The sequence below is a fragment of the Chitinophaga eiseniae genome, from assembly GCF_012641265.1.
GTDB classification, from domain to species: Bacteria; Bacteroidota; Bacteroidia; order Chitinophagales; family Chitinophagaceae; genus Chitinophaga; species Chitinophaga eiseniae_A.
This window is the reverse complement of sequence record NZ_JABAHZ010000002.1, coordinates 982,333-1,008,084: the sequence shown is the minus strand read 5'-3', so window position 1 is coordinate 1,008,084 and position 25,752 is coordinate 982,333. Positions and strand designations below refer to the sequence as shown.

General features: G+C 44.8%; 16 protein-coding genes. 8 read left to right on the top strand and 8 right to left on the bottom strand.

Annotation, left to right across the window (positions count from 1 at the left end; all coding sequences use genetic code 11):
• Nucleotides 1-169 precede the first annotated feature (169 nt).
• Nucleotides 170-1,690 (top strand): glycosyltransferase, encoded by a 1,521-nt coding sequence (locus HGH91_RS11780; RefSeq protein WP_168738624.1) that lies wholly within the window; start codon nucleotides 170-172, stop codon nucleotides 1,688-1,690.
• Nucleotides 1,691-1,781: 91 nt separating this feature from the next.
• Here the strand turns inward: HGH91_RS11780 and HGH91_RS31095 are convergent, their stop codons facing one another.
• Nucleotides 1,782-2,840, bottom strand: coding sequence for a TraR/DksA C4-type zinc finger protein (locus HGH91_RS31095; protein WP_211092266.1), 1,059 nt, complete (start codon nucleotides 2,838-2,840; stop codon nucleotides 1,782-1,784).
• Between the two features lie 6 nt (nucleotides 2,841-2,846).
• On the bottom strand, nucleotides 2,847-6,173 hold the full coding sequence (ileS, locus tag HGH91_RS11765; RefSeq protein ID WP_168738623.1) for an isoleucine--tRNA ligase: 3,327 nt from the start codon (nucleotides 6,171-6,173) through the stop codon (nucleotides 2,847-2,849).
• A gap of 256 nt (nucleotides 6,174-6,429) precedes the next feature.
• On the opposite strand from ileS, the gene HGH91_RS11760 reads away from it, so the two are divergent.
• A complete protein-coding gene (locus tag HGH91_RS11760) occupies nucleotides 6,430-6,894 on the top strand; it encodes a PepSY-like domain-containing protein (protein ID WP_168738622.1) in 465 nt (154 codons plus the stop codon).
• Nucleotides 6,895-7,393: 499 nt separating this feature from the next.
• Here HGH91_RS11760 and HGH91_RS31500 read toward each other — a convergent pair whose 3' ends face one another.
• Nucleotides 7,394-8,317 (bottom strand): helix-turn-helix domain-containing protein, encoded by a 924-nt coding sequence (locus tag HGH91_RS31500; protein WP_168738621.1) that lies wholly within the window; start codon nucleotides 8,315-8,317, stop codon nucleotides 7,394-7,396.
• Between the two features lie 322 nt (nucleotides 8,318-8,639).
• Between HGH91_RS31500 and HGH91_RS11750 the strand changes: the two genes are divergently transcribed.
• The 3 genes from HGH91_RS11750 to HGH91_RS11740 all read left to right on the top strand — a co-directional run bounded on the left by HGH91_RS11750 (nucleotide 8,640) and on the right by HGH91_RS11740 (nucleotide 11,970).
• Entirely contained in the window at nucleotides 8,640-9,074 is a 435-nt protein-coding gene (locus tag HGH91_RS11750) for a hypothetical protein (RefSeq protein ID WP_168738620.1), read from the top strand.
• Nucleotides 9,075-9,197: 123 nt separating this feature from the next.
• Complete coding sequence (gyrB, locus tag HGH91_RS11745; protein WP_168738619.1) at nucleotides 9,198-11,180, top strand: DNA topoisomerase (ATP-hydrolyzing) subunit B; 1,983 nt, start codon at nucleotides 9,198-9,200, stop codon at nucleotides 11,178-11,180.
• Between the two features lie 76 nt (nucleotides 11,181-11,256).
• On the top strand, nucleotides 11,257-11,970 hold the full coding sequence (locus HGH91_RS11740) for a hypothetical protein (protein ID WP_168738618.1): 714 nt from the start codon (nucleotides 11,257-11,259) through the stop codon (nucleotides 11,968-11,970).
• 53 nt (nucleotides 11,971-12,023) lie between these two features.
• Here the strand turns inward: HGH91_RS11740 and HGH91_RS11735 are convergent, their stop codons facing one another.
• Both HGH91_RS11735 and HGH91_RS11730 read right to left on the bottom strand, forming a co-directional pair.
• Nucleotides 12,024-13,244, bottom strand: a complete 1,221-nt coding sequence (locus tag HGH91_RS11735; RefSeq protein WP_168738617.1) for a tetratricopeptide repeat protein — start codon at nucleotides 13,242-13,244, stop codon at nucleotides 12,024-12,026.
• A gap of 5 nt (nucleotides 13,245-13,249) precedes the next feature.
• A complete protein-coding gene (locus HGH91_RS11730) occupies nucleotides 13,250-14,578 on the bottom strand; it encodes an ATP-binding protein (protein ID WP_168738616.1) in 1,329 nt (442 codons plus the stop codon).
• Nucleotides 14,579-14,967: 389 nt separating this feature from the next.
• On the opposite strand from HGH91_RS11730, the gene HGH91_RS11725 reads away from it, so the two are divergent.
• Both HGH91_RS11725 and HGH91_RS11720 read left to right on the top strand, forming a co-directional pair.
• Nucleotides 14,968-15,423, top strand: coding sequence for a hypothetical protein (locus HGH91_RS11725; RefSeq protein WP_168738615.1), 456 nt, complete (start codon nucleotides 14,968-14,970; stop codon nucleotides 15,421-15,423).
• A 311-nt stretch (nucleotides 15,424-15,734) separates the two neighbouring features.
• On the top strand, nucleotides 15,735-18,974 hold the full coding sequence (locus HGH91_RS11720; protein ID WP_168738614.1) for a carboxypeptidase regulatory-like domain-containing protein: 3,240 nt from the start codon (nucleotides 15,735-15,737) through the stop codon (nucleotides 18,972-18,974).
• 79 nt (nucleotides 18,975-19,053) lie between these two features.
• On the opposite strand, the gene HGH91_RS11715 is transcribed toward HGH91_RS11720, so the two are convergent.
• Both HGH91_RS11715 and mfd read right to left on the bottom strand, forming a co-directional pair.
• Nucleotides 19,054-19,755: an SIMPL domain-containing protein gene (locus HGH91_RS11715; protein WP_168738613.1), complete on the bottom strand. Its 702-nt coding sequence runs from the start codon at nucleotides 19,753-19,755 to the stop codon at nucleotides 19,054-19,056.
• Nucleotides 19,756-19,941: 186 nt separating this feature from the next.
• Nucleotides 19,942-23,319, bottom strand: coding sequence for a transcription-repair coupling factor (gene mfd, locus HGH91_RS11710; RefSeq protein WP_168738612.1), 3,378 nt, complete (start codon nucleotides 23,317-23,319; stop codon nucleotides 19,942-19,944).
• Between the two features lie 144 nt (nucleotides 23,320-23,463).
• Here mfd and HGH91_RS11705 point away from each other — a divergent pair, with 144 nt between their 5' ends.
• A complete protein-coding gene (locus tag HGH91_RS11705) occupies nucleotides 23,464-24,183 on the top strand; it encodes a ferredoxin--NADP reductase (RefSeq protein WP_168738611.1) in 720 nt (239 codons plus the stop codon).
• A gap of 119 nt (nucleotides 24,184-24,302) precedes the next feature.
• Here HGH91_RS11705 and HGH91_RS11700 read toward each other — a convergent pair whose 3' ends face one another.
• Nucleotides 24,303-25,730 carry a glycine--tRNA ligase gene (locus tag HGH91_RS11700; protein ID WP_168738610.1) on the bottom strand — a complete coding sequence of 476 codons (1,428 nt, stop codon included), beginning with the start codon at nucleotides 25,728-25,730 and terminating at the stop codon, nucleotides 24,303-24,305.
• Nucleotides 25,731-25,752 lie beyond the last annotated feature (22 nt).

Genomic DNA, 25,752 nt, shown 5'->3' with positions numbered 1-25,752 from the left:
AACGTCCTGTATTGGTACAGGACGTTCTCCATTTTATATAGCTGCATTTGAATGAGGCTGCTGCGGGATAACAGCAACGGGTATGGTTTTTGTAACTATTGCGCCCTGACAATGCCAACACCAGCTCTTTGCAGCACTATTTTCTAACCTTTTAACATAGCGAACTCCTATGATATCTATCGTAATTCCTGTATTAAACGAAGGTGCTACCATACGCCAGGTTATCAAAACTGTAAAAAAAACAACCCTTAAAATCGAGATCATCGTGGTAGATGATAATTCTACAGATAATACTGTGGAAGAAGCCATGAAGGAACAAGTGAGGGTAATTACCAGCAGCCAGCGCGGAAAGGGGATCTCCATGCGTGAAGGTATGATGGCTGCAAAACATGAAATCATCGCGTACGTAGATGGCGATATTCTTACTTACCCTGATAATATAATTGACCTATTAACCGGTCCTATTGAAAAAGACGAAGTTGACTTCGTCAAATCCTACTTTGAAAGGCAGGCTGGCAGGGTCACCCAATTGGTGGCCAAGCCGCTGCTGAGCATTTTATACCCGGAGCTATCCCACTTTCAGCAACCACTCAGCGGCATGATCGCTGCACGCAAATCATTTCTGTCGAGGGTACATTTCGAAAACGATTATGGAGTAGATATTGGTTTGCTGATAGATATGCACCATCTGGGCGCCCGCATCGTAGAAGCGAATATTGGCAAAGTGGAAAACGCCATGCAAACCTGGGAACAACTGAGTAAGATGTCGAGAGAAGTATCCCGCACCATTCTACGTAAGGCGGAAAATATTCCCCAGGAAAACCTGGAAACATTGGGAAATATTAACCTCATCCGGGAACAGATGGAATATTCCATCCTGGAATCTATTGATAAATTACAGAAGATGGTCATCTTTAACCTTGACCAGGCAGTATTTACCCAGAGTTATCTTGAATGGGCCGCAGTGGCCTTCGACCAGGAAGATGTATGGCATGAAATACAATCTGCCCGTTACGATCCTATTACTGCCATGCGATTGAGCGCCCGTATTTTCGATGGACGCAATATTGCAGAGATGCTGGAAGTAGCTGATAGCGTTCCCCTGGTGCCGGACATCAGGGAAATTGTCCGGGAATTAAAGAAAAGAGGATACGCCTGCGGCCTGGTTACAGATGGATTTGGTACAGTGGCCCGTCATATCAAAAATAAACTGGGAATGGACTTCGCATTAGCGAATAAACTGCACCTGATCAATAGTGTAGCAACCGGCGAATTCAGTGAAGCCGATTACTTCATGAAAGATGGAGAATATTGTAAGAGCAATATGTTTCCTTACATTAAGGACCAGTTTCATATCAACACACAGAACATTATTTATGTAGGCGATGGATATCGTGACCGGAAACTATTGACAGAAGCGGGTATAGGCGTTGCGTTTTGTCCACAGTACCGTGGTAATGCTGTAGAAAAGGTTGCCGATAAAATCATTACAGGTTTATCACTGGCGCCGTTGTTGGATATTGCACAGGCTAGCCCTGCTAAATTTGGTATCAAGCTTCCGGCTATTTCTAAAAAGCAGGCCCGCAACATAGGTGTGGGAAGCTTAGTGGGGTTGGCAGGCGCAGGATTAATATATCTGCTCACCCGTGAACAGAAAGCCAGGAAAAGGTTGGGGAAACAGCAGGCATAAGGCGAATGTCTATTTATAAATGAATAAGGCGAATGATCGAAATGATCATTCGCCTTATTCGTTTATAATTTATGCAGCGTTATTCGCTGGTTTATTTGCTTTTCGCCAGTTTAGCTTCAATGCTTAAGGTAGCGTGAGGCACAGCTCTGAGTCTTGCTTTGTCGATGAGTTTACCGGTTACACGGCAAATACCGTAAGTTTTGTTTTCGATACGTACCATGGCTTTTTCCAGGTGATCGATAAACTGAATCTGACGGCTGGCCATCTGGTTGAGCTGCTCTCTTTCCTGGGAGCCGCTACCATCTTCCATGCTCATGTATTTATTTTCGGTATCATCAGTACCGGCTTCGTCTTTACGGGTGATTAAGCCTTGCAGGTAAATCAGTTCTTTCTTAGCTGATTCCAGTTTTTTCTGGATCAGTTCTCTAAATTCCTGGAGGTCAGAATCACTATATCTGTATACAGGGCCACTTGGCGTGGCAGGTTGATCCAATACCGATTTGGTAAATTCGGGCTGATAAGTTACCAAAGTAGCTTTTCCGCCTTTTTTCTCCGTTTTCTCGGATTTTTCCACTTTTTCGGGTTTCTCGGATTTTTCCGCCTTCACTGATTTTTCCGCCTTAACAACCGGCTTTTCAGCTGCCTTTTTTGTGGATTCCTTTTCCTTAGCAACTTCTACCTTAGTATCTGCTTTCTTTACTGCCATCGTTTTAAGTTCTTTTTCTTCTGACTTAGAAATAAATGGTTTCTCTTTTTCAGCGGAAACACTTTTCGTAACCACTTGCTGCTTTACAGCAGGCTCTTTTTTAACGGTCGATTTTGCGGGTACAGCAATTTTCTTGACAGATGATGATTTACTGTTAGTTACGGCTGACGCCTTTTTCACTGCAACTTTAGGCGCCGGAGCGGTCTTTTTCACAGGACTTTTGGCTACCACGGCTTTTTTGGCTGCTGGCTTTGCTGCTGCTTTAGGAGCTGCCTTTGCAGGGACAGCTTTTTTAGCAGCTGCTTTTTTCGGTGCAGGTGCCGCTTTCTTGGCGGGCGCTGGCTTGGCAGCTGTTTTCTTAGCTGGTGTTGCCTTGGCCACAGTCTTCTTCGCCGGAGCCGCCTTTTGGGTCGTTTTACTAGCAACCTTCTTTTTTGTTGCCATGGGGGATTAGCTTTTTTTGTTAACTAATACATTAAATTTAAGGTCATTCACCTCTATTTCTGTACCATCCTGTAGTTGCTCCACTAATTCCAGGCTATCTGCCAAAATTTCCGTGCAAATATAGTCATTATAGTTTACAATGGCCGAGTTGAGCGAATCCACCCGTTCCACTGTTACATTGATTCTGTCAGTTAATGCAAAATCGCTATCCTTACGGATTTTTTGTATCCGGTTCACCAATTCCCTGGCGTTTCCTTCATCCTGTAACTGGGAAGTAATAGTAATATCGAGCGCTACCGTTAAAGCGCCTTTATTAGCAACTGTCCATCCAGGAATATCTTCAGAAATGATTTCAACATCAGAGAGTTGAATCTGCAATTGCTCGCCTTCCACAACCAGGTTGAAATGGCCGTCACGTTCGATGGTGGCTATATCTGTTTCTGTGAATCCGCCGATAGCGGCTGCCACAGATTTCATCTTGGCTCCCATTTTGCCACCCAGCGACTTAAAGTTAGGCTTGATCTTTTTCTTGATAAAACCTTCCGTTTCCGTAAGATAATCAATCCCTTTGACATTCACTTCACTTTTTATCAGGTCGGCTACCTTTTCAATCTGTTCCTGCATCCGGCTATTTGACACCGGGATCAGGATTTTCTGCAGAGGCTGTCTTACTTTGATATTCACCTTCTTACGCAAGGATAATACCAGTGATGAGATATCTTGCGCCAACTGCATTCTTTCTTCCAGGTCGGCATCCACAGCGCCTTCATTAACCACCGGGAAATCAGTATGGTGCACAGAACCTGCCTTGCTACGCCCACTCACACTATTCAGGTTGCCAAACAGCCAGTCGGTGAAGAATGGGGATACCGGAGCCATCAGTTGTGTAATTTTCTCCAAACACTCATATAAGGTCTGGTAAGCGCTAATCTTGTCATGTTCATACTCCCCTTTCCAGAACCGACGGCGGCAAAGACGTACATACCAGTTACTCAGCTGCTCGTCTACAAAACGCTCTACAGCCCGGCCAGCCTGAGTAGGCTCATAATCATCAAAATTGGCGGTAACATCCTTAATCAACGTATTCAGCACAGAAATGATCCAACGGTCAATTTCTGGACGCTCCTCCAGCGGGATATAAGCCTCCTTGAAAGTAAAATTATCAAGGTTGGCATACATCGCGAAGAAGTTGTAAGTATTATATAAAGTACCAAACAACTTGCGCTGCGCTTCTCCTATACCTTTGATATCGAATTTCAGACTATCCCAGGGAGAAGCATTGGTAATCAGGTACCAACGGGTGGCATCTGCACCAAACTTCTCAATTGTTTCAAAAGGATTTACAACGTTCCCAAGACGTTTACTCATTTTTTGCCCTTTCGCATCCAACACTAATCCATTGGAAACTACTGTTTTGTAAGCTACACTATCAAATAGCATTACGCCCAGCGCATGCAGGGTATAAAACCATCCGCGGGTCTGATCCACTCCCTCTGCAATGAAATCGGCCGGAAATGCCTTGCCATTGTCGACCAGCTCTTTACCTTCAAATGGATAATGTGATTGTGCATAAGGCATAGCACCACTATCAAACCAAACATCAATTAAGTCTGGCTCACGGCGCATTGGTTTACCTGAAGGGCTTACCAATATAATATCATCTACATATGGTTTATGCAGGTCAAGTATACCTTCATGGAGATAAGACTTATTCACTTCCCCCCCTAACACCTGGTTGGCTTTACGGATTTCCACGTTCAGCTCTTCTATACCACCAATACAAATTTCTTCGCTTCCATCTTCTGTACGCCAGATAGGCAGAGGAGTACCCCAGTAGCGGCTACGGCTCAGGTTCCAGTCTACCATGTTTTCCAGCCAGTTGCCAAAACGACCGGTTCCTGTAAAGGAAGGCTTCCAGTTGATCGTTTTATTCAACTCTACCATCCGGTCTTTTACTGCGGTGGTTTTGATGAACCAGGCATCCAGCGGATAATATAACACCGGTTTATCCGTACGCCAGCAGTGTGGATAAGTATGCTCGTATTTCTCTACTTTGAAGGCCCGATTCTCCTTCTTCAATTTCACAGCAATATCAACATCAACGTCTTTGTAATCAGGATCGTCCTTATAATTCTTTACGTACCTGCCAGAGAATTCACCAACATTCTCAGTGAATTTTCCTTCCCGGTCTACCAGCGTTAATATACCAATACCATACTTCTTGCCTACCCTGTTATCGTCTGCTCCAAAGGCTGGTGCTGTATGTACGATACCAGTACCATCTTCAGTAGTCACAAAATCGCCCAGTATTACACGGAAGGGATCACCTTCTTCAGGCTGTGTAAAAGGCAACAACTGCTCATAACGGATATTTTCCAGCTGGCTTCCCTTAAAGCTTGTCAATATCTTCCAGGGAATTACCTTATCGCCTTCCTGGTAAGCATCAAAATCGCCATTTTCACCTTCTGCCTTGAAATACTTGCCGAGTAATACTTTAGCCATTACTACATTCACAGGGAGATGTGTGTATGGATTGAAAGTTTTTACAAGTACGTATTCAATATTGGCACCTACAGTCAAACCAAGATTGGAAGGGAGTGTCCATGGAGTAGTGGTCCAGGCGAGGAAAAATACCTCAGGGGATCCGGCAGCATCGAACAGGAATTGCGACTTTTCGGCTTGCAATGCCTTGAACATAGCCACCACGGTGGTATCTTTCACATCTTTATACGTGCCTGGCTGATTAAGCTCATGTGAACTTAAACCAGTGCCGGCGGCAGGGGAGTAGGGTTGAATGCTAACGCTTTTGTATAAGAATCCTTTCTTATAGAGCGTTTGCAAGCACCACCACAGCGATTCTATATAATTATTATCAAAGGTAATATAGGGATCATTCAGGTCTACCCAGTAGCCCATTTTACGGGTCAGATCATCCCACTTGTCTTTATATTTCAATACTTCCTTGCGGCACGTATCATTGTACTCAGCGATGGAAATTTTTTTGCCAATATCTTCCTTAGTAATACCCAGCATCTTCTCTACCCCAAGTTCTACAGGCAAACCATGGGTATCCCATCCACCTTTACGTTTCACCTGGAAACCACGCATTGTTTTATACCGGCACACCAGGTCTTTCAGGGTACGCGAAATCACGTGGTGAATACCGGGCAAACCATTGGCGCTTGGAGGACCTTCGTAGAACACAAACGGAGTAGCGCCTTCACGCTCTTCCACGCTTTTTTCAAAAGCCTGGTGCTGCTCCCAGTGTTGCAGTATATCTTTCTCGATCTGAGGTAAATTCAACTGGTTGTATTCCTGATATTTGCTGGACATAAAACAATTCCCCGCCCTTTGATGTTATTTAGACAATAATTGATTAAAATTGTGCAAAGTTAAGAAATAACACTGGCTCCTAAAGAGGGAACTTTGCTAAAAAACCTGCTTTTTGGACATTTTTTATTGTTTTTTCATTACTTTGCAATAAAGAGGATATAAATTACGTTTTTGGCATTGTTTTAGCTAATTTGCCAGGAAGATTAGAAAAACCTAGTAGTTAATTTTAACCCAACGGAAAAAACCATATCGATATATGAAAAAGTTGACGTTAATATTTTGCGCGGTTCTATTCACTTCCGGCATAACTTTTGCACAGCAAAAAAAATCAGTTAAAAAAACAAAGGTAATTGCCAAAACGGTGCAGGCACCGGCGGCAGTTAAAAGTTCTTTTGATCAGAATTTTGCGGGAACATCAGTTGCTAAGTGGACAAAGACAAGTGCAGGACATTGGACAGCAAGTTTCCAAAAAGACAGTATAAACACTACTGCGGAGTATGACGCAGATGGCAAATGGATTGCCACCAGAAGTGCTTATGATGCTCAAAATCTCCCGGAATCAGTGGCTGGTACACTGAAAACAAAATATCCGGCAGCTACTATAAAAGATGGCTGGAAAATTGAGAGATCAGATGTAGCTTCATACTACAAAGTAAATATTCAGGATAATGGTACAGATAAAGCAGTGCTGTTGAACGAAGCAGGGACCATTACTGAATAACACAAACACGTATTTCATAGGTATAGGGATAAATAGGACAGACCCTGCTCTTTTGGGCGGGGTTTTCTATTTCGCAAAGACGCAGAGGAGCAAAGACGTAAAATTCTTCGCTCCTCTGCGTCTTTGCGAGATTCATTGAAAACAAAAAGTCGCTCGCAGAAGCGAACGACTTTTATAAAATCTGGTAAAAGCTTTCCTGGCAAGATGCATTTATTCAATGGTGTTTGATATTCATGCAAGTCATTTATGGCTTTACGTACTTTTTGCCAGCAAAGCTCTTCCCATGGTCAAATCTAATAAGGAAGCTTTTGGAAGTGCAAATAGATATCTGCTTATCGTGTTACAAAGAAACACCTATATTTTATCTTCCACTTTTCAAATCGGGAAAACTAATGATCGAAAAGGGAAAATGAAGCCATAACCTCCACCAAAGCAGATTTCAATCGGAAAATTATCTCCGGAAAACAACAAGAAAGTAAATTAAAGCAACCACTGCCAGTTAGCGCAGTAATAATTCACACGGCTTCAATCCCGTGTGCTTCTTAAATGCAGTGGAGAAGTGAGAGATACAGGAATATCCCATCAGCATGGCGACTTCGGAAACAGACATTCCTTTTTCATATAGCAACCCTTTGGCCTTTTCCATCCTTTCTTTCTGGAAATAATCATAGATGGTAGTGCCATACATGGCTTTAAAACCTTTCTTCAGGTAACATTCATTCATGGCTACCCTGCGGGCGAGGTCACGGATGGTGATAGGAGAATCCAGCTGTTCCAATAAAATCCCCCGGGCATTTTCTATCTTTTCCCGGTCTTCCAGTTGAGTCAGGAAGCGGCATCCATAGCGCTCATCGGTATCATTTTCGATAAACTGATCGGAACTGTATAGCAACAGGTCCAATGCACGACTCTGTAGAAATATGTTTTTCAGCATGCCTTCATAATCATGATGTACCATTGTTTCCAACACCGACTTGGATTTAGTACAAGGCTGGATGGTTTTCACAAAAGGCTTGCGGGATTGATTTTCAAAGAGGGAGAAGGTGGTAGTTCCCTTCTGTAAAGATTGAATGAAAGCAGGTTGAAAACGAACCGTAATCAGGTCTACAGAAGGTACCCGGTCAACACAGGCTTCTTTTTTACCTTCGGCGCAAAGTTGATCGGTACAGGAAGGATTTTTACAGTATTTGCTACCAGCAACACAATACCGCAGCTCAATGGCGGCTGATTGCCCCCTTTTGGCTGGCTGATAAATCACCATGGCCACATCTTCTACTGGCAACGGTTTGTCATATACAAAGCGTTGCAATGTAAAATCCAGACAATCAGGCACTGACACATTATCCTGTTCGGCCAATTGTAACTGGTCGCTCATGGCGGGTTGCGGAATAGCTAATGACAATATTTCCTGTATTTCTTTCACTTTACCTGTTTTTTAATGCCGAGCTGTTATACGAAGTCACAAATTTAGGGATTCATTTTTTAAAGAAACCGGGTTTGACAATCCCCTTACAAAACGACAAAGCGGCAGTCAGGTACTTTTCGCCGGAGAGATTATCTGGCAGTGCTCCTGGTATGAATTTCGTTTATACTTGACCGATGGGTACCTGGCGATTTAATATATTGAACGCTGTAAAAGCACTCACTTCAAATGTGTTTTTATCCGTCAGGACTCCTCCCGGCTGGTCCATGAATTTGAGCACCTAAGTCTCCAGGTCAATGATTTACAGATAGACGCTCTCTCCATGATTGATCCTTCCGGCTACCTTTACGCCCGTAATTATGAAATTGGCAAGAGAGATTACTCCTGCAATACACTTGATAGCCTCTACCGGATTAATATAAATGGTATCCGGTACGATGCGCCATGCGCGCCCTTTATATTGAACAGGCAGCACTCATCCCGCGATACGAGAGAGGGATTTGTAAAATTGCTGTATCAAAGCCTAAAAATAGCTGTATTAACCCAGGATCCGGGCAGTAAGCAGCTCAAACGTAAAGGATTAGCCAACCTGATAGCTAACATCATGATTATCAATGACAGTAATCCTCTAAAAGGAGAGGCCGTCCGTACGGCTACCGTACATCAAACCCGGGATACCGGGAAATCGTTTTTTAACCTGGTGTGGAAAACTTTATTTAAAGGGGTAAAAGACATTGCTGGTGCAGGAAATCTATAGTGGAAAAAATGATGGATCCTCCCTTGTTAAAAACAGCCATTCTTTTGTGGAAATAAGCCTTATTTTCCGTATTTTTGCATGATTGTCTACCGATTTTATTTCTAATAGATTTTACACCAACATATGAGCGAAGAATTAGTGCAAGCACCCAGCCCCAGCAGCAATGGATATGACGCGGGGAGTATACAGATATTGGAAGGTCTGGAAGCCGTACGTAAGCGTCCAGCCATGTATATCGGCGATATTGGCATCAAGGGGCTTCACCACCTGGTTTACGAGGTGGTAGACAACTCCATTGACGAGGCCCTGGCCGGATATTGTAAGAATATTGACGTGACCATCCTGGAAGATAACTCTATCCGGGTAAAGGATGATGGCCGTGGTATCCCTACCGGTATTATCCCGAAGGAAGGTCGCTCTGCACTGGAGGTGGTAATGACAGTATTGCACGCCGGGGGTAAGTTTGATAAAAACACTTACAAGGTATCCGGAGGTTTGCATGGTGTGGGTGTGAGTTGCGTAAACGCGCTGAGTGAAGTACTGAATGTAACCGTAGAACGTGAAGGAAAGATATTTCAACAGGAATACCATCGTGGTATCCCTCAATATGCCGTAAGAGAAATCGGCGACAGTGGAGCTACCGGTACTACTACTCATTTTAAACCGGATGGTGAAATTTTCAAGGATACTACCTATAACCGCGAGATACTGGCTGGTCGTTTACGGGAATTATCCTATCTGAACCGCAAAATCAAGATTACTTTATCCGATGAGCGGGAGAAAGATGAAGCAGGCAATATCTTCTCTGAAACCTTCTACAGTGAAGGCGGTATCAAGGAATTTATCCAGATGCTGGATAAAAATGGCCGTCGTAACCCGCTGTTACCGGCTCCGATCTATGTAGAAGCGCATGATGCAGCCTCCAACGTATCCGTAGAAGTAGCTATGGTATACAATGATGCCTTCAGTGAAAACATTTTTTCCTACGTAAATAATATCAACACCATTGAAGGTGGTACACATGTGGCTGGTTTCCGCCGTGCCATTACCCGTGTATTCAAATCCTATGGTGATAAGAATAAATTATTTGAGAAATCGAAGGTAGAAGTTACCGGAGATGACTTCCGCGAAGGCTTGAGCGCGATTATCAGCGTAAAAGTACCTGAGCCGCAGTTTGAGGGTCAAACCAAAACCAAACTGGGTAACTCCGACGTGATGGGGGTAGTAGACAGCTCTGTTGCCGCCGTATTGGATGCCTTCCTGGAGGAAAACCCAAGGGAAGCCAAAACGGTGATCAACAAGGTAGTGCTGGCCGCCCAGGCCCGTGAAGCTGCCCGTAAAGCCCGTCAGCTGGTACAGCGTAAAAGCGTGATGACCGGAAGCGGTTTACCAGGTAAACTGGCCGATTGCTCCGATAACGATCCTACCAAATGTGAACTGTACCTGGTGGAAGGGGATTCTGCGGGTGGTACAGCCAAACAAGGCCGTAACCGTAACTTCCAGGCTATCTTGCCGCTGCGTGGTAAAATCCTGAATGTGGAAAAAGCCATGGAGCATAAGATCTACGAAGACAATGAGATCAAGAACATCTTTACTGCCCTCGGCGTAACCATCGGTACAGAAGAAGATGATAAAGCACTGAACCTCTCCAAACTGCGCTATCATAAGCTCATCATCATGACGGATGCCGACGTGGATGGTAGTCACATTGCTACACTGATCCTGACCTTTGTGTTCCGTTATATGAAAGCAATGGTAGAACAGGGTTATGTATACATAGCACAACCACCCCTGTATCTCGTAAAGAAAGGAAAAGAGCAGATATATGCCTGGACAGAAGAACAGCGTAAAGAGGCCACTGTTAAACTGGCTGCCGGCGGTAAAGAAGATAATGTAAACGTGCAGCGTTATAAAGGTTTGGGAGAGATGAACGCAGAGCAACTGTGGGATACCACCATGAACCCTGAGTATCGTACCCTGAAACAGGTAACTATTGAAAGCGCTGCAGAAGCAGACCGCGTATTCAGTATGCTGATGGGAGATGAAGTACCTCCACGCAGAGCGTTTATTGAATCGCATGCGAAGTATGCGAAAATCGATGCCTAATTACGTATATACGTTAATGATATAAATAAAAACCTTCCGTCAACAGCGGAAGGTTTTTTATTTATATCTTAGAAACATGAAAATGTTTCTTATGTTGCTGAAAGACATATGTCCTTTGTTTGCACTCGTTATCCTGGTCACCAGTTGCGATCATACCTCCTCATCTGCCGATACAGCTGCAAAAGACAGTGTCACTGTAGTGGCTGCGACGCCTGTTGTTACGCCCGCAAAAGACAGTATTAGCTATGAAATGGGAAACCGCCTAAAGCTGAGTGTTGATCTTGACGGAGATCATATCATTGATACGATTTACGAGTCTTATATCAGCCAGAAAACAGGACAGGAAACGTTCAAATATATTGACGAAAAAAATATGGACATCGAAACAGCACGCGACTCCATCAATGCCAACCTGCCCATAAGCCGTATTTACACTAACATTGCCGGTGTAGATACCCTTCCTTTAACAGACCATAGCGATCATTTTGGTATCTATATGCTGGAGAACCTCGGCGACCTGAATGAAGATGGTGGAGATGAAATCGGGTATGTTATTGATCTTGCCGGGCATAGTAACCTTAACGAATACACGATTATTACGCTTACTCAAGAAAAGAAATGGAAGAAGCTGCTCACCTTTCATATCCACGAAGGTGAAAGCCTGGATAAAGAAAACCTCTTTGATGGTAAATCCCTGATTAAAAAAACAGCGCCTTATACCTTCCGGTATAAGTGTTACGAGGCCGCGGAGTTTGAGGAAAGGGAATTTGTAATTGACAGTACTAAATAAAAAACCGGGTGTGTTTAAAGGCAACACACCCGGTTATCTCTATTAAAATTTTCCTATCCTTCTTTCGTTAAAATATAATTCGCTAAAAACTGGTAGCCGAATACGCCTATCAGCATAACGGTCACGAATATATTAAAAGCTTCTTTGGTCACAAAAGCATAGGCTATACCCGCCACTGCCACAACAGCCAGGCTAAGGGTATACCACTTTACAATGCGGCGGTTCTTTGCGCTCTGCGGCATGTAAATACCCGCTGCAGGCAAGAGCATTACACCAGTACAAAGGCACAGCGCCAGCAGGCCGGGTAAATTAGTTATCCAGAAGGCGCCGGCAGCAAGCAATGCTATAGCCAGGAGTATGCCTACAATAGTGGATACCTGCGTTTGCTCCGGACTGAGGGCATATCTTCCGTATGGGTTCAGGCGGAGAAACAGGTTACTAACCGGCGTAATGAGCCAGGTAGAAATGGCCAGCAACGCCAGGAGTACATATAACGGGAAGAATACCCTACTGAGAATTTGTGTCAGGATAAAAAGGGCGGCGATGATCATCCATTGTGTACGGGCTTTTAGTCGCCCCATAAAGAAAGCATAATTAAGGAACTGCCGGTATGGCCAGTACCTGGCCTTCATGGCCTGTACCATACCATTACGGGCCCAATCATTGTTGGGATCTATCTTCAGTGATTCCCTGAAATGTTCCAGTGCTTTACGATGATTACCGGCTTCCAGCCATTTCCAGCCGAGGTTGGCGTGGGTGTAGGCGTTTTCCGGGTTATGCTCCAGGGCTTCGTGCAAATTAGAGAAGGCTTCTTCCTTTTTACCCAGGCTAAACAGGGCGTGGGAGCGGAGGTTGAGGCAGGCTTCATTTTCCGGGTTCACAGCAAGCCCTTCTTCCGCCTTTTGCAGGGCAGCTTCGTAGTCTTTTTTTGACAGCAGTATCTGGCTCCAGATAGCAAAATAATCCGCATGATGCGGGTTGATGGCGACTGCACCACTGATGGCCCTGATGGCTTCATTATATTGATTTTTCATCAGGGCTATCCTTGCCAGCAGGTACAGGAAACGTTCATCGTAAGGCGCAAAGCTGAGGGTATTGCTGGCTACCTGTGCGGCTTCCGTATCATTTCCTGTTTCCAGGTAACATACCGCCAGGAGGAAAAGTGCATCTGTATCATGGGCATTGGTACTCAGGTGCTGACGAAGCGTGGTAAAGGCATCTTCGAAGCGGCCCTGCTGAACCAAAATCTGAGCGCGCTGAATTAATACAGCCATAAACGTTATTTCTTAATTTCCAGGTATTTCAGTACATCATCATAAAGACCGGTTTCATTGGAATACAGCGCATAGTTACGGGCAGTATTAAACCATTCCTTGGTGGTAGGTTTGTGTATTTTAGCGGCTTTTAATAATTCTTTCTGGGTGATGGGCTGTGGTACGCCTTTCTGCAATGCTTCCAGCAGTTTTTCTTCGATAGCTATATCCACAATCGCTTTGAGATCTGCACCGGAGTAGCCGGCTGTGGCTTTAGCAATAGCGGAATAGTTAATGTCGGCTACCGGTTTGTTTTTCAGCTGGAGTTTCAGGATCTCTTCCCGTCCATCTGTTTCCGGTGGCGCCACGAAAATAATTCTATCGAAACGGCCGGGACGGCGGAATGCCGGGTCGAGGCTCCAGGGTGCGTTGGTAGCGCCAATGATGAGTATGTTTTCATTGCTGGCTGCGATACCGTCCATTTCTGCCAGGAACTGGTTAATAATATGGGTAGCGCCTGTTTGGCGTAATGCCGACCGGTTGGCGCCCAGAGCATCTACCTCATCAAAGAACAGCACACAGGGTTTACTTTGTCTTGCCAGTTCAAAGAGGCTATGCAGGTTCTTTTCGCTGGTACCTACCCACATGTCCAATACATCATGGATGCCTACATTAATAAACTCGGCCTGTATTTGTCCGGCAGTAGCTTTAGCCAGGTAAGTTTTACCACAACCGGGAGGACCATATAATAAGATACCGCCTCCTGCTTTTTTGCCGTAGGCTTTATAGAGATCCGGGAATTGCAGGGGCTTAATGATTTTCAGATCTATTTCCTGTTTCTCTCTTTCCATACCGCCCACATCGGAAAAGTTGATTTCAGGTTTTTCCAGCATAAACAGGTTCTCTCCATCTTCTTCCTCTTCTTCCTCTCCGCTGAAAGACGCGGGGGAGGGCTGGGCTACCCTGAAAAGGTTGTCCAGGGCTTCGTCGCGGAAACCCGGATTTATTTCCAGCAGGTGTTGGTATATTTCTTTCGCGGGCTGCATGGAGTGCTCTTTCACGAGGATGCGGCAGTGCAGCAGGAGCGCATCGAAATGGTCCGGTTCCCGGTGTTCCAGTTGTTCCAATACTACGATAGCCGCTGAGTATTTTTGCTGGTGATAGAATGTCCGCGCCAGCCCCAGTTGTGCGGCAGTATTAGACGATGATAACTCCAGCACTTTCCTGTATTGTTCTTCCGCTGCTATATATTCATAATCCTGTAGCAGTACCTGTGCGAGGTGCATACGTAAAGGCACATTCTCCGGCGAAAACTGTACCGCCTCCTGCAATTGTTTAATTACTTCCGATGACATGATGTGCTTTAATTGAAAGTTCAGTAACCCCGTAATAATACGCATTTCGGGTACAAAAAAATTGTTAATTATGGTATTTTCACTGCTTCGCCAGCTTTCCTGGCGGCGTAAAAAGATCTCCTCCCGGCGTTTTTACCACTGTATTCAATGTTACTGCAAAAAATATCCCGCTACAACATGCAGATAACCAAACGACAGTACAATAAACTAGCATCATATCTATATATATTTTATTTAATTCATTTTTTTTAACATATATTGCACCCACATTATCCCTATGCCAACAGAATTGACCAGTATCCTATGTTAATTTAAATTATCGCTGGCCGCTTAACCGGCGGCCGGCACTGGTTAAATCCTGGAAGATGGCATGCCGAAAAACTTACGTAATGCGTATAAAATTATTATTGGCAGCCATTATTGCCATAGGAATGGGGTTGAGCGCCTGCAGCAAGAAAAATGACCTCGCGCCGGCCGGCACTTTTGCTTTTAAACTCGATACCATCAGTTACCACTCCAATTCTACGGAGGGATATATTACAGACACCATTGAGGCTGGCAAAAAAACGCTGGTAATAGACGGCGTTACTAATAACTTCGGTTACCATATGGAGCTAATGATCACTTTTCCCGACAGCGTCCGGGTGGGTTCGTATGAAGTGGGGACAGAAATGTCGTTGATGGATATACAGCAAAAAGCGGTGGGTTATGTGAGCAAGGCTATTAAAATAAATATAACGAGCATTAATAGTAAACATGCGGAGGGCAACTTCTCCGGTGTATTATCAAATGGTGATATTGAAAAACCTTTAACGGACGGGACTTTCAAAGTCGAAATTTATTAAGCATTATTTTTAGATGAGTTTAGCTGGCCCTGCCTTTTAAGGCGGGGCCTTATTCGTATATTCGTTAATGTTATATTAAATATGTTTATTGTTTACCCTCAGTTAACAAATAATTTATAACCCCTTTTTTTCGCAGTGTTAACATTAAAATCAAATTGAAAGGAAAAACCGATACTATTTTAACCCAAAAAATAAGAAATGAGCTTTTTTAAGCTCGCTTTATGCAGTCCTTAACAATTCCGTAATAATCTGTTAACATTCTGGTTGTTTTAGACTGTTTCCTTTGCACCTGTAAATACTTACAAGAGTTTATGAAATCATTCTTTACGCTACTCGCTAGCTTTATTGTAATTCTTTTCTTCAACAACGCGCAGGCACAAGTCACCACTTCTGTTATATCGGGTAAAGTAGCCGATGCAGGTGGACAGGCAATTCCTGGCGTTACAGTCGTTATCGTGAATAACGGCACTGGCGCAAAATCTGGTGTACAAACTAACACAGATGGCCGTTACATACTGCCTAACCTGAACCCAGGCGGTCCTTATACTATTACAGTTTCATTCATTGGTTATAAAAAAGAAGTAAAAGCGGATGTGAACCTCCCGCTGGGAACTACTAACTACAACTTCAAACTGCAGGAAGAATCTACTGCACTGAGCGAAGTAGTAGTAACCGGTACTACTGGCGGATCTAAAGCAGGTGGTACCAAAATTGGCCAGGAGCAAATTAAAACATTGCCTACCCTGAGCCGTAGCCTGCAGGATTTAACGAAAGTGACTCCTCAGAGCAACAACAACTCCTTCCTCGGAACCAACTACCGTTACAACAACGTAACCCTGGATGGTGCGATCAACAACGATGCGATCGGCTTTAGCCCCTCCCTCGGTGGACAGAGCAACACCAGTGGTCAGCCAGGTAGCAGCACCCGTACTAACCCCGTATCTCTCGATGCGATCCAGGATGTACAGGTATTACTGGCCCCATTTGATGTGAAAGTAGGCAACTTCCTCGGAGGTAGCGTAAACGCTGTAACCCGTAGCGGTACCAACGAAGTACACGGTTCCATTTATGGCTATGGCCGTAACGCTTCCATGATCGGTAAAAACAACGCCGGTGATGGTTCTAAATTACCAAGCGATTTCCACGAATACCAAACAGGTATCCGTTTAGGTTTCCCTATCATCAAGAACAAGCTGTTCTTCTTCACCAACGAAGAAATCACCCGTCGTGTAGACCCGGTAATCCTTGCCGCAGGTTCTGCTGATGGTGGTGGCGTGTTAACTGAAAAAGACGCTGCTGATATCACCGCTTTAATGAAAAGCTATGGCGTAGACGTAGGAACCGCAGGTAATACCAGCATCTATTCCAACTCTAATAAATTCTTCAACAGGTTAGACTGGCATATCAATGATAAGCACCAGTTGTCTATCCGTAACAATACCATTACTTCTGAAGCTACTAACCTGGAGCGCGACCAACAGAACTTCCGTTTCAAAGGCATCGACTTCAAACAGGTAAATAACCAGTCTTCTACTGTAGCAGAACTGAAAAGTAACTTCAGCAGCACATTGGCCAACAGCCTGATCCTGGGTTACTCTAACGTACATGACTACAGAGATCCATTGTCTGACCCTGCTGTACCACAGATCCAGATTAAAGGTAGAACCAGCGGTACTACTATCTTCCTGGGTACTGACCGTGAAGCCAGTATCTTCAACATGAAACAAAAAACATTTGAAATTACTGATAACGTTACCTTATTTAAAGGCAACCACACTATCACTTTAGGTACGCACAATGAGTTCTATAACATCACCTACGGTTTTGTGAACTCCTGGAATGGCCGTCTGGATTACGGCAGCGTTGAAGACTTCCTGGCCAACAATCCTAGCCGTGTTCGTGGTAACTACAACTACACCAACAACTCCCGTGATTATATCATGGCTAATCCTCCTGCACAGTTCAAAGCAAACCTGCTGAGCTTATACGGACAGGATGAAATCCAGCTGACAGATCGTTTCAAAATCACTCCGGGTATCCGTTTAGACTACACTGGTATTCCTAACAAACAACCGCTGAGCGATAAAACCATCAAAGCACCAGAAGATCCTAACTACGGAACTACCTACACCTATACCAAGCCTAAGGATATCAAAAATGACTTCCTGAATAATGTACAGATCTCTCCCCGCTTAGGATTCAACTACGATATTAAAGGCGACAACAGCCTGGTATTACGCGGTGGTACTGGTCTCTTCACCGGTCGTATTCCTTTTGCATGGATCGGTTATGCTTATTATAATAATGGTGTTACTTACGGTGCTTACGATCAGAAAGCTTCCAGCAAACCATTCGTAAATACGCCGCTGCCTGCTGCTAAACCATCTCCAAATGGTATCGCTGATTTCGCTGCACAGAACGGTGCTAACACCAGCGCTTCCGGTGCTACCCAGGTAGATATGATCGACAACAACTTCAAAATGCCGCAGGTATGGAGAAGCAGCCTGGCCCTGGATTATACCACCAAAGACATGTGGAAATTCAGCATCGAAGGTATCTACACTAAAGTGATTAAAGACCTGATGTTCCAACAAGTGAACCTGGTAGATAATCCTACTTACTATGCTTACGATGTAAACAAACAACAGCCTATCTACTCTGGCTCTAAAATCAATCCTTTATACACTAACGCTTACCTGCTGTCTAACACCGACAAAGGTTACCGTTACAGCATCACTGCCCAGATCTCCAAATCATTCCCATTCGGTTTGAATGCAATGGCAGCGTATACTTACGGACAAGCTAAAGACATCACCAACGGTATCCGTAACTCTATGGAGTCTAACTGGCAGCTGAACCAGGCTTTAAATCCAAACAACCCGGTACTGGCTTACTCTAACTTCGATGTTCGTCACCGTATCGTTGCTACCGTTAGCTACAAACAAGATTGGGGCACTAAAGGCAAATGGGTATCTAACTTCTCTGCCTTCTTCAATACTTCTTCTGGTTTACCTTATAGCTATGGTATCATCAATACCAGCGTACAGCTCCAGAACACACCTCAGCAGCTGTCGCTCGCTTACATTCCAAAAGACGTAACCGAAGCCACCAAGTTCTTTGCTGATATCGCCGGTGGAAAAACTGCCGCTGAACAAGCTACTGCCTTCATGAACTACGTAGATGGTGAAAAATACCTGAGCGGTCGTAAAGGTGAATTCACTGAACGCAACGGTGGCCGTACTCCATGGAATACACAAGCCGACTTCCGTTTCAGCCAGGACTTCAACTTCAAAGCCGGTAAACAAATGCACACCCTGACACTCACTTACGATATCGTGAATGTTACCAACCTGCTGAACAAGAACTGGGGTATCCAGTACTTCTCACCAAACACGTTCAACTCCTCTGCTAACATTGGTCTGAACCCAACTGGTAAGAAATCTGCTGATAACTATCCTATCTATACTTTCTCTCAGCCAGGAGCTCCTTATTCAAAAGACTTCTTTGCATCACGTCACCAGATGCAGCTGGGTCTGAGATACTCTTTCTAAGAGAAACCTACACAACATAAAAGAGAAAGCCCCCCGCAGATTTCTGCGGGGGGCTTTCTCTTTTATGTTGTGTGATTATTTATTTGATACCGAATACTGCTCTTACTTCTGCGCGGATTTTAATAGTTTTCACTTCCACATCTGAAGCGGCTTCTTCGCCGGCCATATTGGACTTAGCCATATACATTACCGGACGAACATCGGAATAGTTATCCGTATTCATTTCCTGGATTTCGATAACACCATCTACTTTGTTACCGATAGCTGCCAGCATATATTCTGCTTTATCTTTCGCGGCCTGCAAGGCTTTAATTTTTACTTCCTTGCGGTAAGCTTCCATTTTGCTGGAGTTGAAAGAAGCAATCCGGGTGTTCTCAATACCTTCCGCATCTACTGCACCCAGGATATCGTTGATTTTGTCGAGCTTAGTCAATTTAAGGCGATACTGTTTACGCGCCATAAACTCGGCTGGATCTTTCTTTTTACGCAATACCTCGAAGTTGTTGCCATACACATTTTCTACGGTAAGGTCGCCTTTGGGAATACCCGCATCTGAAACGGCTTTCTGTAATTGTTTTTCTAAAGTAGAGATGTCTACTTTATTCTTGCCTTTCATGTATTCGCGCAATGAGATGTTGAAATAAATTTCGTCGGGTGTTATTTCTATTTCAGAAGTTCCGTTGACTTCAATTTTCTTTACTGGTTGTTTGTCTGCCTGCTGAGCAAAAGCGCCGCCTAAAGCAAAAAATAATCCCGCTGCTAATAACATTACCTTTTTCATGTGTCGATGTTTTCTATTGTTTAAAAAAATATTGTTTGTTGTTAATTACGCCATCATGATGCTGCAGGTGAAAGCGATTTCATAATAGCACTTCTTAAAATTTTGTTAATGCACATTTACAGAAATAGCATCATACATTTCATTATATGAATGAAACGGTTATGACAAAATAATGTTACAGGAAATTTATTGACGGCTGTCGGTCATTGCCTTGAGGAAGTCGTGTAAATCATTCATATTACGTATGCGGGAAGCCACCAGCATGAAGTTCTTGCCCACCTGTTTGAGTTTGGCGTTGTTCGTACGGGTTTGGATATACGTTAATATATGATTGAACGTAGGCGATTCGAAATAAGGAGAATCGGGATTATTGATAAAATAGCAACGCAGGTTTTCTTCTTTCAGCATCATCTTCTCGAAGCCAAGCTGTATAGCCATCCAACGGCAACGAATAGTGGTGAGCAGGTCTTTTACCGGATCTGGCATTGGACCAAACCGGTCAACGAGTTCATCGGCAAAGGCTTGCAGTTTGCCTTCTTCCATTGTATTGTCCAATTCCTGGTAGAGGTTTAAACGTTCCTGGATACTTTCTATATAAGTATCGGGGATGAGTATTTCCAGGTCAGTATCGATGGTACAGTCGCTTACGAAGTCTTTCTTTTGTTCCAGCTGATCTTTAAAGAGGTCGCGGAATTCATTTTGTTTCAGTTCGCGGATGGCTTCATCCAGAATTTTCTGGTACATATCGAAGCCTATTTCCGCCATGAAGCCGCTTTGTTCTCCCCCCAACAGATTACCGGCGCCGCGTATATCCAGGTCGCGCATGGCAATCTGGAAGCCACTTCCCAGTTCACTGTGTTGTTCGAGTGTTTGCAGACGTTTACGGCTGTCGGAAGTCAGCGTGCTCATAGGAGGCGCCAGCAGGTAACAGAATGCTTTCTTATTACTGCGTCCTACGCGGCCACGTAACTGGTGCAGGTCACTCAATCCAAAATGGTGCGCATTATTAATGATGATCGTGTTGGCGTTGGGAATATCCACCCCGCTCTCCACGATATTGGTACATACCAACACATCGTATTTGCGGTCTATAAAGTCGAGAATAACTTCTTCCAGTTGATGTCCTTCGAGTTGCCCATGCGCTGTAGCGATCGACAGGTCGGGGCAAAGACCCTGAATGAGGCCTGCCATTTCTTTCAGACCTTTTACCCGGTTGTGGATAAAATACACCTGTCCACCTCTTTCTGTTTCGAAATAAATGGCATCGCGGATGAGGTCCTGGTTAAATACCTGCACTTCTGTTTCAATTGCCTGGCGGTTAGGCGGCGGTGTGTTAATCACAGAAAGGTCGCGGGCGCCCATCAGCGAAAACTGCAGCGTTCTTGGTATAGGCGTTGCCGTTAGGGTGAGGGTATCTACATTTAGCTTCAGCTGTTTCAGCTTTTCCTTGGCAGAAACACCGAATTTTTGCTCTTCGTCCACCACCAGTACACCCAGGTCTTTAAACTTCACATCCTTGCTCAGCAGGGCGTGCGTACCAATGATGATGTCTATTTTTCCCTCTTCCAAACGTTTGAGCGTTTCTTTTTTCTCTTTGGAAGATTTAAACCTGTTGAGGTAGTCTACGGTGCAGGGGAAATCTTTGAGACGATCTGCAAATGTTTTGTAATGCTGAAACGCCAGGATGGTAGTAGGCACCAGTACGGCGGCCTGTTTACCATCTACAATAGATTTAAACGCAGCGCGGATAGCCACCTCTGTTTTACCGAAGCCCACATCGCCACATACCAGCCTGTCCATGGGCGCAGGCGATTCCATGTCGCGCTTTACGTCGGCAGTAGCCTTGCTTTGATCCGGGGTATCTTCATAAATGAAAGATGCTTCCAGCTCTGTTTGGAGATAGGTATCCGGCGTATGTGCAAATCCTTGCTGGGCCTTGCGTACAGCGTATAGCTGTATCAGGTCTTTCGCAATATCTTTTACCTGTGTTTTGGCTTTTTCCTTCAGCTTATCCCAGGCATCGCTGCCCAGTTTATTTACTTTAGGTTCTACACCTTCTTTACCGGTATATTTACTGATTTTATGCAGGGAGTTGATATTTACATACAACAGGTCGTTGTTTTTGTAAATAATGCGGATAGCTTCCTGCATTTTGCCGCCCACCTCAATTTTCTGCAAGCCACTGTACATGCCCACACCGTGATCGATATGCGTTACAAAGTCGCCCGACTGCAGTTCCCGCAAGGTTTTCATGGTAATCGCCTTATTCTTGTTGTAGGCTTGCTTTACCTTGTATTTGTGGAAACGTTGGAAAATCTGGTGATCTGTATAACAAACCAGTTTCAGCGAATGATCAATAAAACCACTGCTGATAGCCACCGGGATGGGAAAGAATACAAAATCGGCTTTGAGGTCTTCGAAGATACTCCGCAAGCGTTCGAGCTGGCGGGGGTTATCAGCGAATATAAAGAGCGAATATTTATTGCTGTTATGTTTGCCCAGGTCTTTGATCAGCAGGTCAAACTGGCGGTTAAACACCGGCTGTTCCTGGGTATCAAAAGTAATAAGCGTAGGCGTGTGTCCCTGTTCCGTTAACCAGTCTTTGTTACCAAAAACGATAGTAGGCTTTTGTAACAGCTGTTGGAGTAAGGGGGCGGCTTTCACGAAGTCGTCTTCTTTTAGCACCATTTCCTCATCTTCGTCAATCCTTACTTTCTGGCCGGTGAGCAGGAAATCGTCCAGGCGCTGTTCCATTTGTTCAATGACACCCTGTACATAGGCGGGGTCTTTGATCCATACAACCGTGTTATCGGGCAAAAAGGAAGGCAGCGGCGTTTTTCCATGATCCGCGGCGGAGCCGTGGGTGTCCATGTTAGCGATCAGGGTTACCTGGGTGAGTTTGCGTTCACTCAGCTGGGATTCCGGATCAAACAGGCGTATGGAGTCGATATCTTCTCCAAATAATTCAATACGATAAGGCTTCTCGTTACCAAAGGAGTAGATATCCAGGATACCTCCTCTCACGGCATACTGCCCGGGTTCATATACAAAATCGGTAGCATGGAATCCCCAGGATACCAGCTGATCCAGCAGTGGATCCACTTTCAGCACATCGCCCACCTTCAGCTGCACCATATTGGCGTTGAAGGCCTGGTTGCCGGCCACTTTTTCCCAGAGGGCTTCCGGGTAGGTAACCAGTATTTTTTTGCGGACGGTATCGCCGGAAAGCTTCATGAGGGCCTCGGTACGCAGCATGCTATGACTGCCGTTGATTTCATGAAACTGGCCTGCTTTCTTGAAAGAGTCCGGGAAGTAGAAGATATCGAGTGCCTGGCTGAGTTGTTCCAGGTCGTTATGGAAATAGGCTGCCTCCTCTTTATCGTTTAAGATGAAGAGATGGTTCGCATCTGCATGCGCCCAGGTGCTTACTGCCACAAAGTTTATTGCACTTCCACTAATGGAAGAAAGCTGAAAGTATTGTGGGGTGGGTGATTGTATCCCCTTCACCAGCGACTGCAGGCGAGCATCACGTTGAAATAGTTGTAATACAGCCTGTAAATTCATGAAGAATGCAAAGGTAAAGAAGATTTACCGATTTTGATATTTGATGAGGGAGATATTTGAATGCCCGGCGTTAAATAAGCTCCGGGCACCTATATAAAATGCAAAAATTTAACTATATTCATAAGGACCAAAAACGCAATCCCCATGTTGGACCTCTGGCACACCGGCATCGTTACAAAACTGGTAGACGAAACCCACAATACCCGTCGCTTTTGGATACAGGTGCCGGACATGGAGCGGTTCGACTTCAAACCGGGTCAATTTGTGACATTTGACCTGCCCATACATGAGAAAAAGAACAAACGCTGGCGTAGCTATTCTATCGCCTCCGATCCTGATGGTACCAATACCTTCGAACTGGTGATTGTATTGCTGGAAGGGGGAGCCGGGAGCACCTACCTGTTTAACGAAATAAAAGTGGGCAGTGAACTATTGCTGAGGGGGCCGCAGGGAGTTTTCGTACTGCCGCAGCCGTTAGATAAAGAATTATTCCTGATTTGTACAGGAACCGGCATTGCTCCCTTCAGGTCGATGGCCCGTTATATCCACGAACACGCGGTACCGCACCAGCCTATTCACCTCATTTTTGGCGTGAGGTATGCACATGACCTGCTGTATGCGGAAGAAATGAAACAGCTGGCACAGGAGCTTCCGGGCTTTAATTATATCCCTACTTTATCGCGCGAGGAAAACTGGACCGGCCGTAAAGGCTATGTACACACTATTTACGAGGAAATGCTCCAGGATAAACGTCCCGCCAATTTCTTCCTCTGTGGCTGGAAAGCCATGATAGATGAGGCGAAGCAGCGTATACAGGCCATGGGGTACGACCGGCACGATATACACCAGGAGTTATATGGCTAAAAGCAGCTTCTCAATCCCCTCCCAGGCGTAACAAACAGCGCTCATACCGGATCGGACATAAAAAGGGCCATGACAGTGGTAGTAATACATACTAAAACAGTCATAGCCCAGATACGTTACTACTGGATCTTATCCAGTACCAATTGTTTTACGGCAGTAAGCGGGATACGTTCCTGCTCCATGCTATCGCGGTGACGGATGGTAACCATACCGTCTTCTTTAGTCTGGTGATCGATCGTTACGCAGAACGGAGTACCAATGGCATCCTGGCGGCGGTAACGTCTTCCAATGGCATCTTTTTCTTCGTAGAAGCAATGGAAGGAAGATTTACATTCATTCATCAGCGCCCGGGCAGCTTCCGGTAAACCATCTTTTTTGGTAAGCGGGAAGATAGCCAGTTTGATGGGAGCTAATTTAGCCGGGAAGCGTAATACTACGCGGCTATCCTGTTTATCTGCAGTGCTCAGGTCTTCTTCTGCATAAGCATTACAGATAGTGAGCAGGAACATACGATCCAGCCCGATAGAGGTTTCTATCACGTACGGAACATAGTTCTGATTGATTTCTGTATCGAAGTACTGAATTTTCTTCCTGCTGTATTCCTGGTGTTGCTTTAGGTCAAAATCGCCACGGGAGTGGATACCTTCCACTTCCTTGAAGCCAAATGGAAATTCGAATTCAATGTCCACGGCAGCATCTGCGTAGTGCGCTAATTTCACGTGATCTTTGAAATGGTATTTAGCCGGATCGGTGCCCAGGCTCAGGTGCCATTGCATGCGTTCTTCCTTCCATTTCTCGTACCATTCTTTTTGTGTGCCAGGGCGTACGAAGAACTGCATTTCCATTTGCTCAAATTCGCGCATACGGAAAATAAACTGGCGGGCTACGATTTCATTTCTGAAGGCTTTACCAATTTGTGCAATACCGAAAGGCACTTTCATTCTACCTGTTTTCTGCACATTGAGGAAGTTTACGAAAATACCCTGGGCTGTTTCCGGGCGCAGGTATATTTCGTTGGCTTCGTCGGTAACGCTACCCAGCTGGGTGGAGAACATCAGGTTAAACTGGCGGACATCCGTCCAGTTAACAGTACCGCTGATACCACATTTTATTTTATTATGCTCAATTAATGCTTTGAGTCCTGCGAAGTCATTTTCCTTCAGCAGTTCATCCATTTGTGCCAGGAGTGCGTTGCCGGCTTCTTCAGGTAAGGTTTCCGCATATCCTTCTATGAGGTGATCTACCCGGTAGCGTTTATTGCTATCCTTGTTATCGATCATAGGATCGCTGAAGTTATCCACGTGCCCGGATGCCTTCCAGGTGGTAGGATGCATGAAGATGGCCGCATCGATCCCCACGATATCTTCGTGCAACTGGGTCATGCTTTTCCACCAGTAATCCTTAATGTTTTTCTTCAGTTCAGCCCCATATTGACCATAGTCGTATACAGCGCTGAGTCCATCGTAAATTTCGCTGGACGGAAAAACGAAACCATATTCTTTACAATGCGATATTATCGCCTGGAATTTATTCTGATCTGTAGACATAGTGGCGCAAAGATAAAGGCCA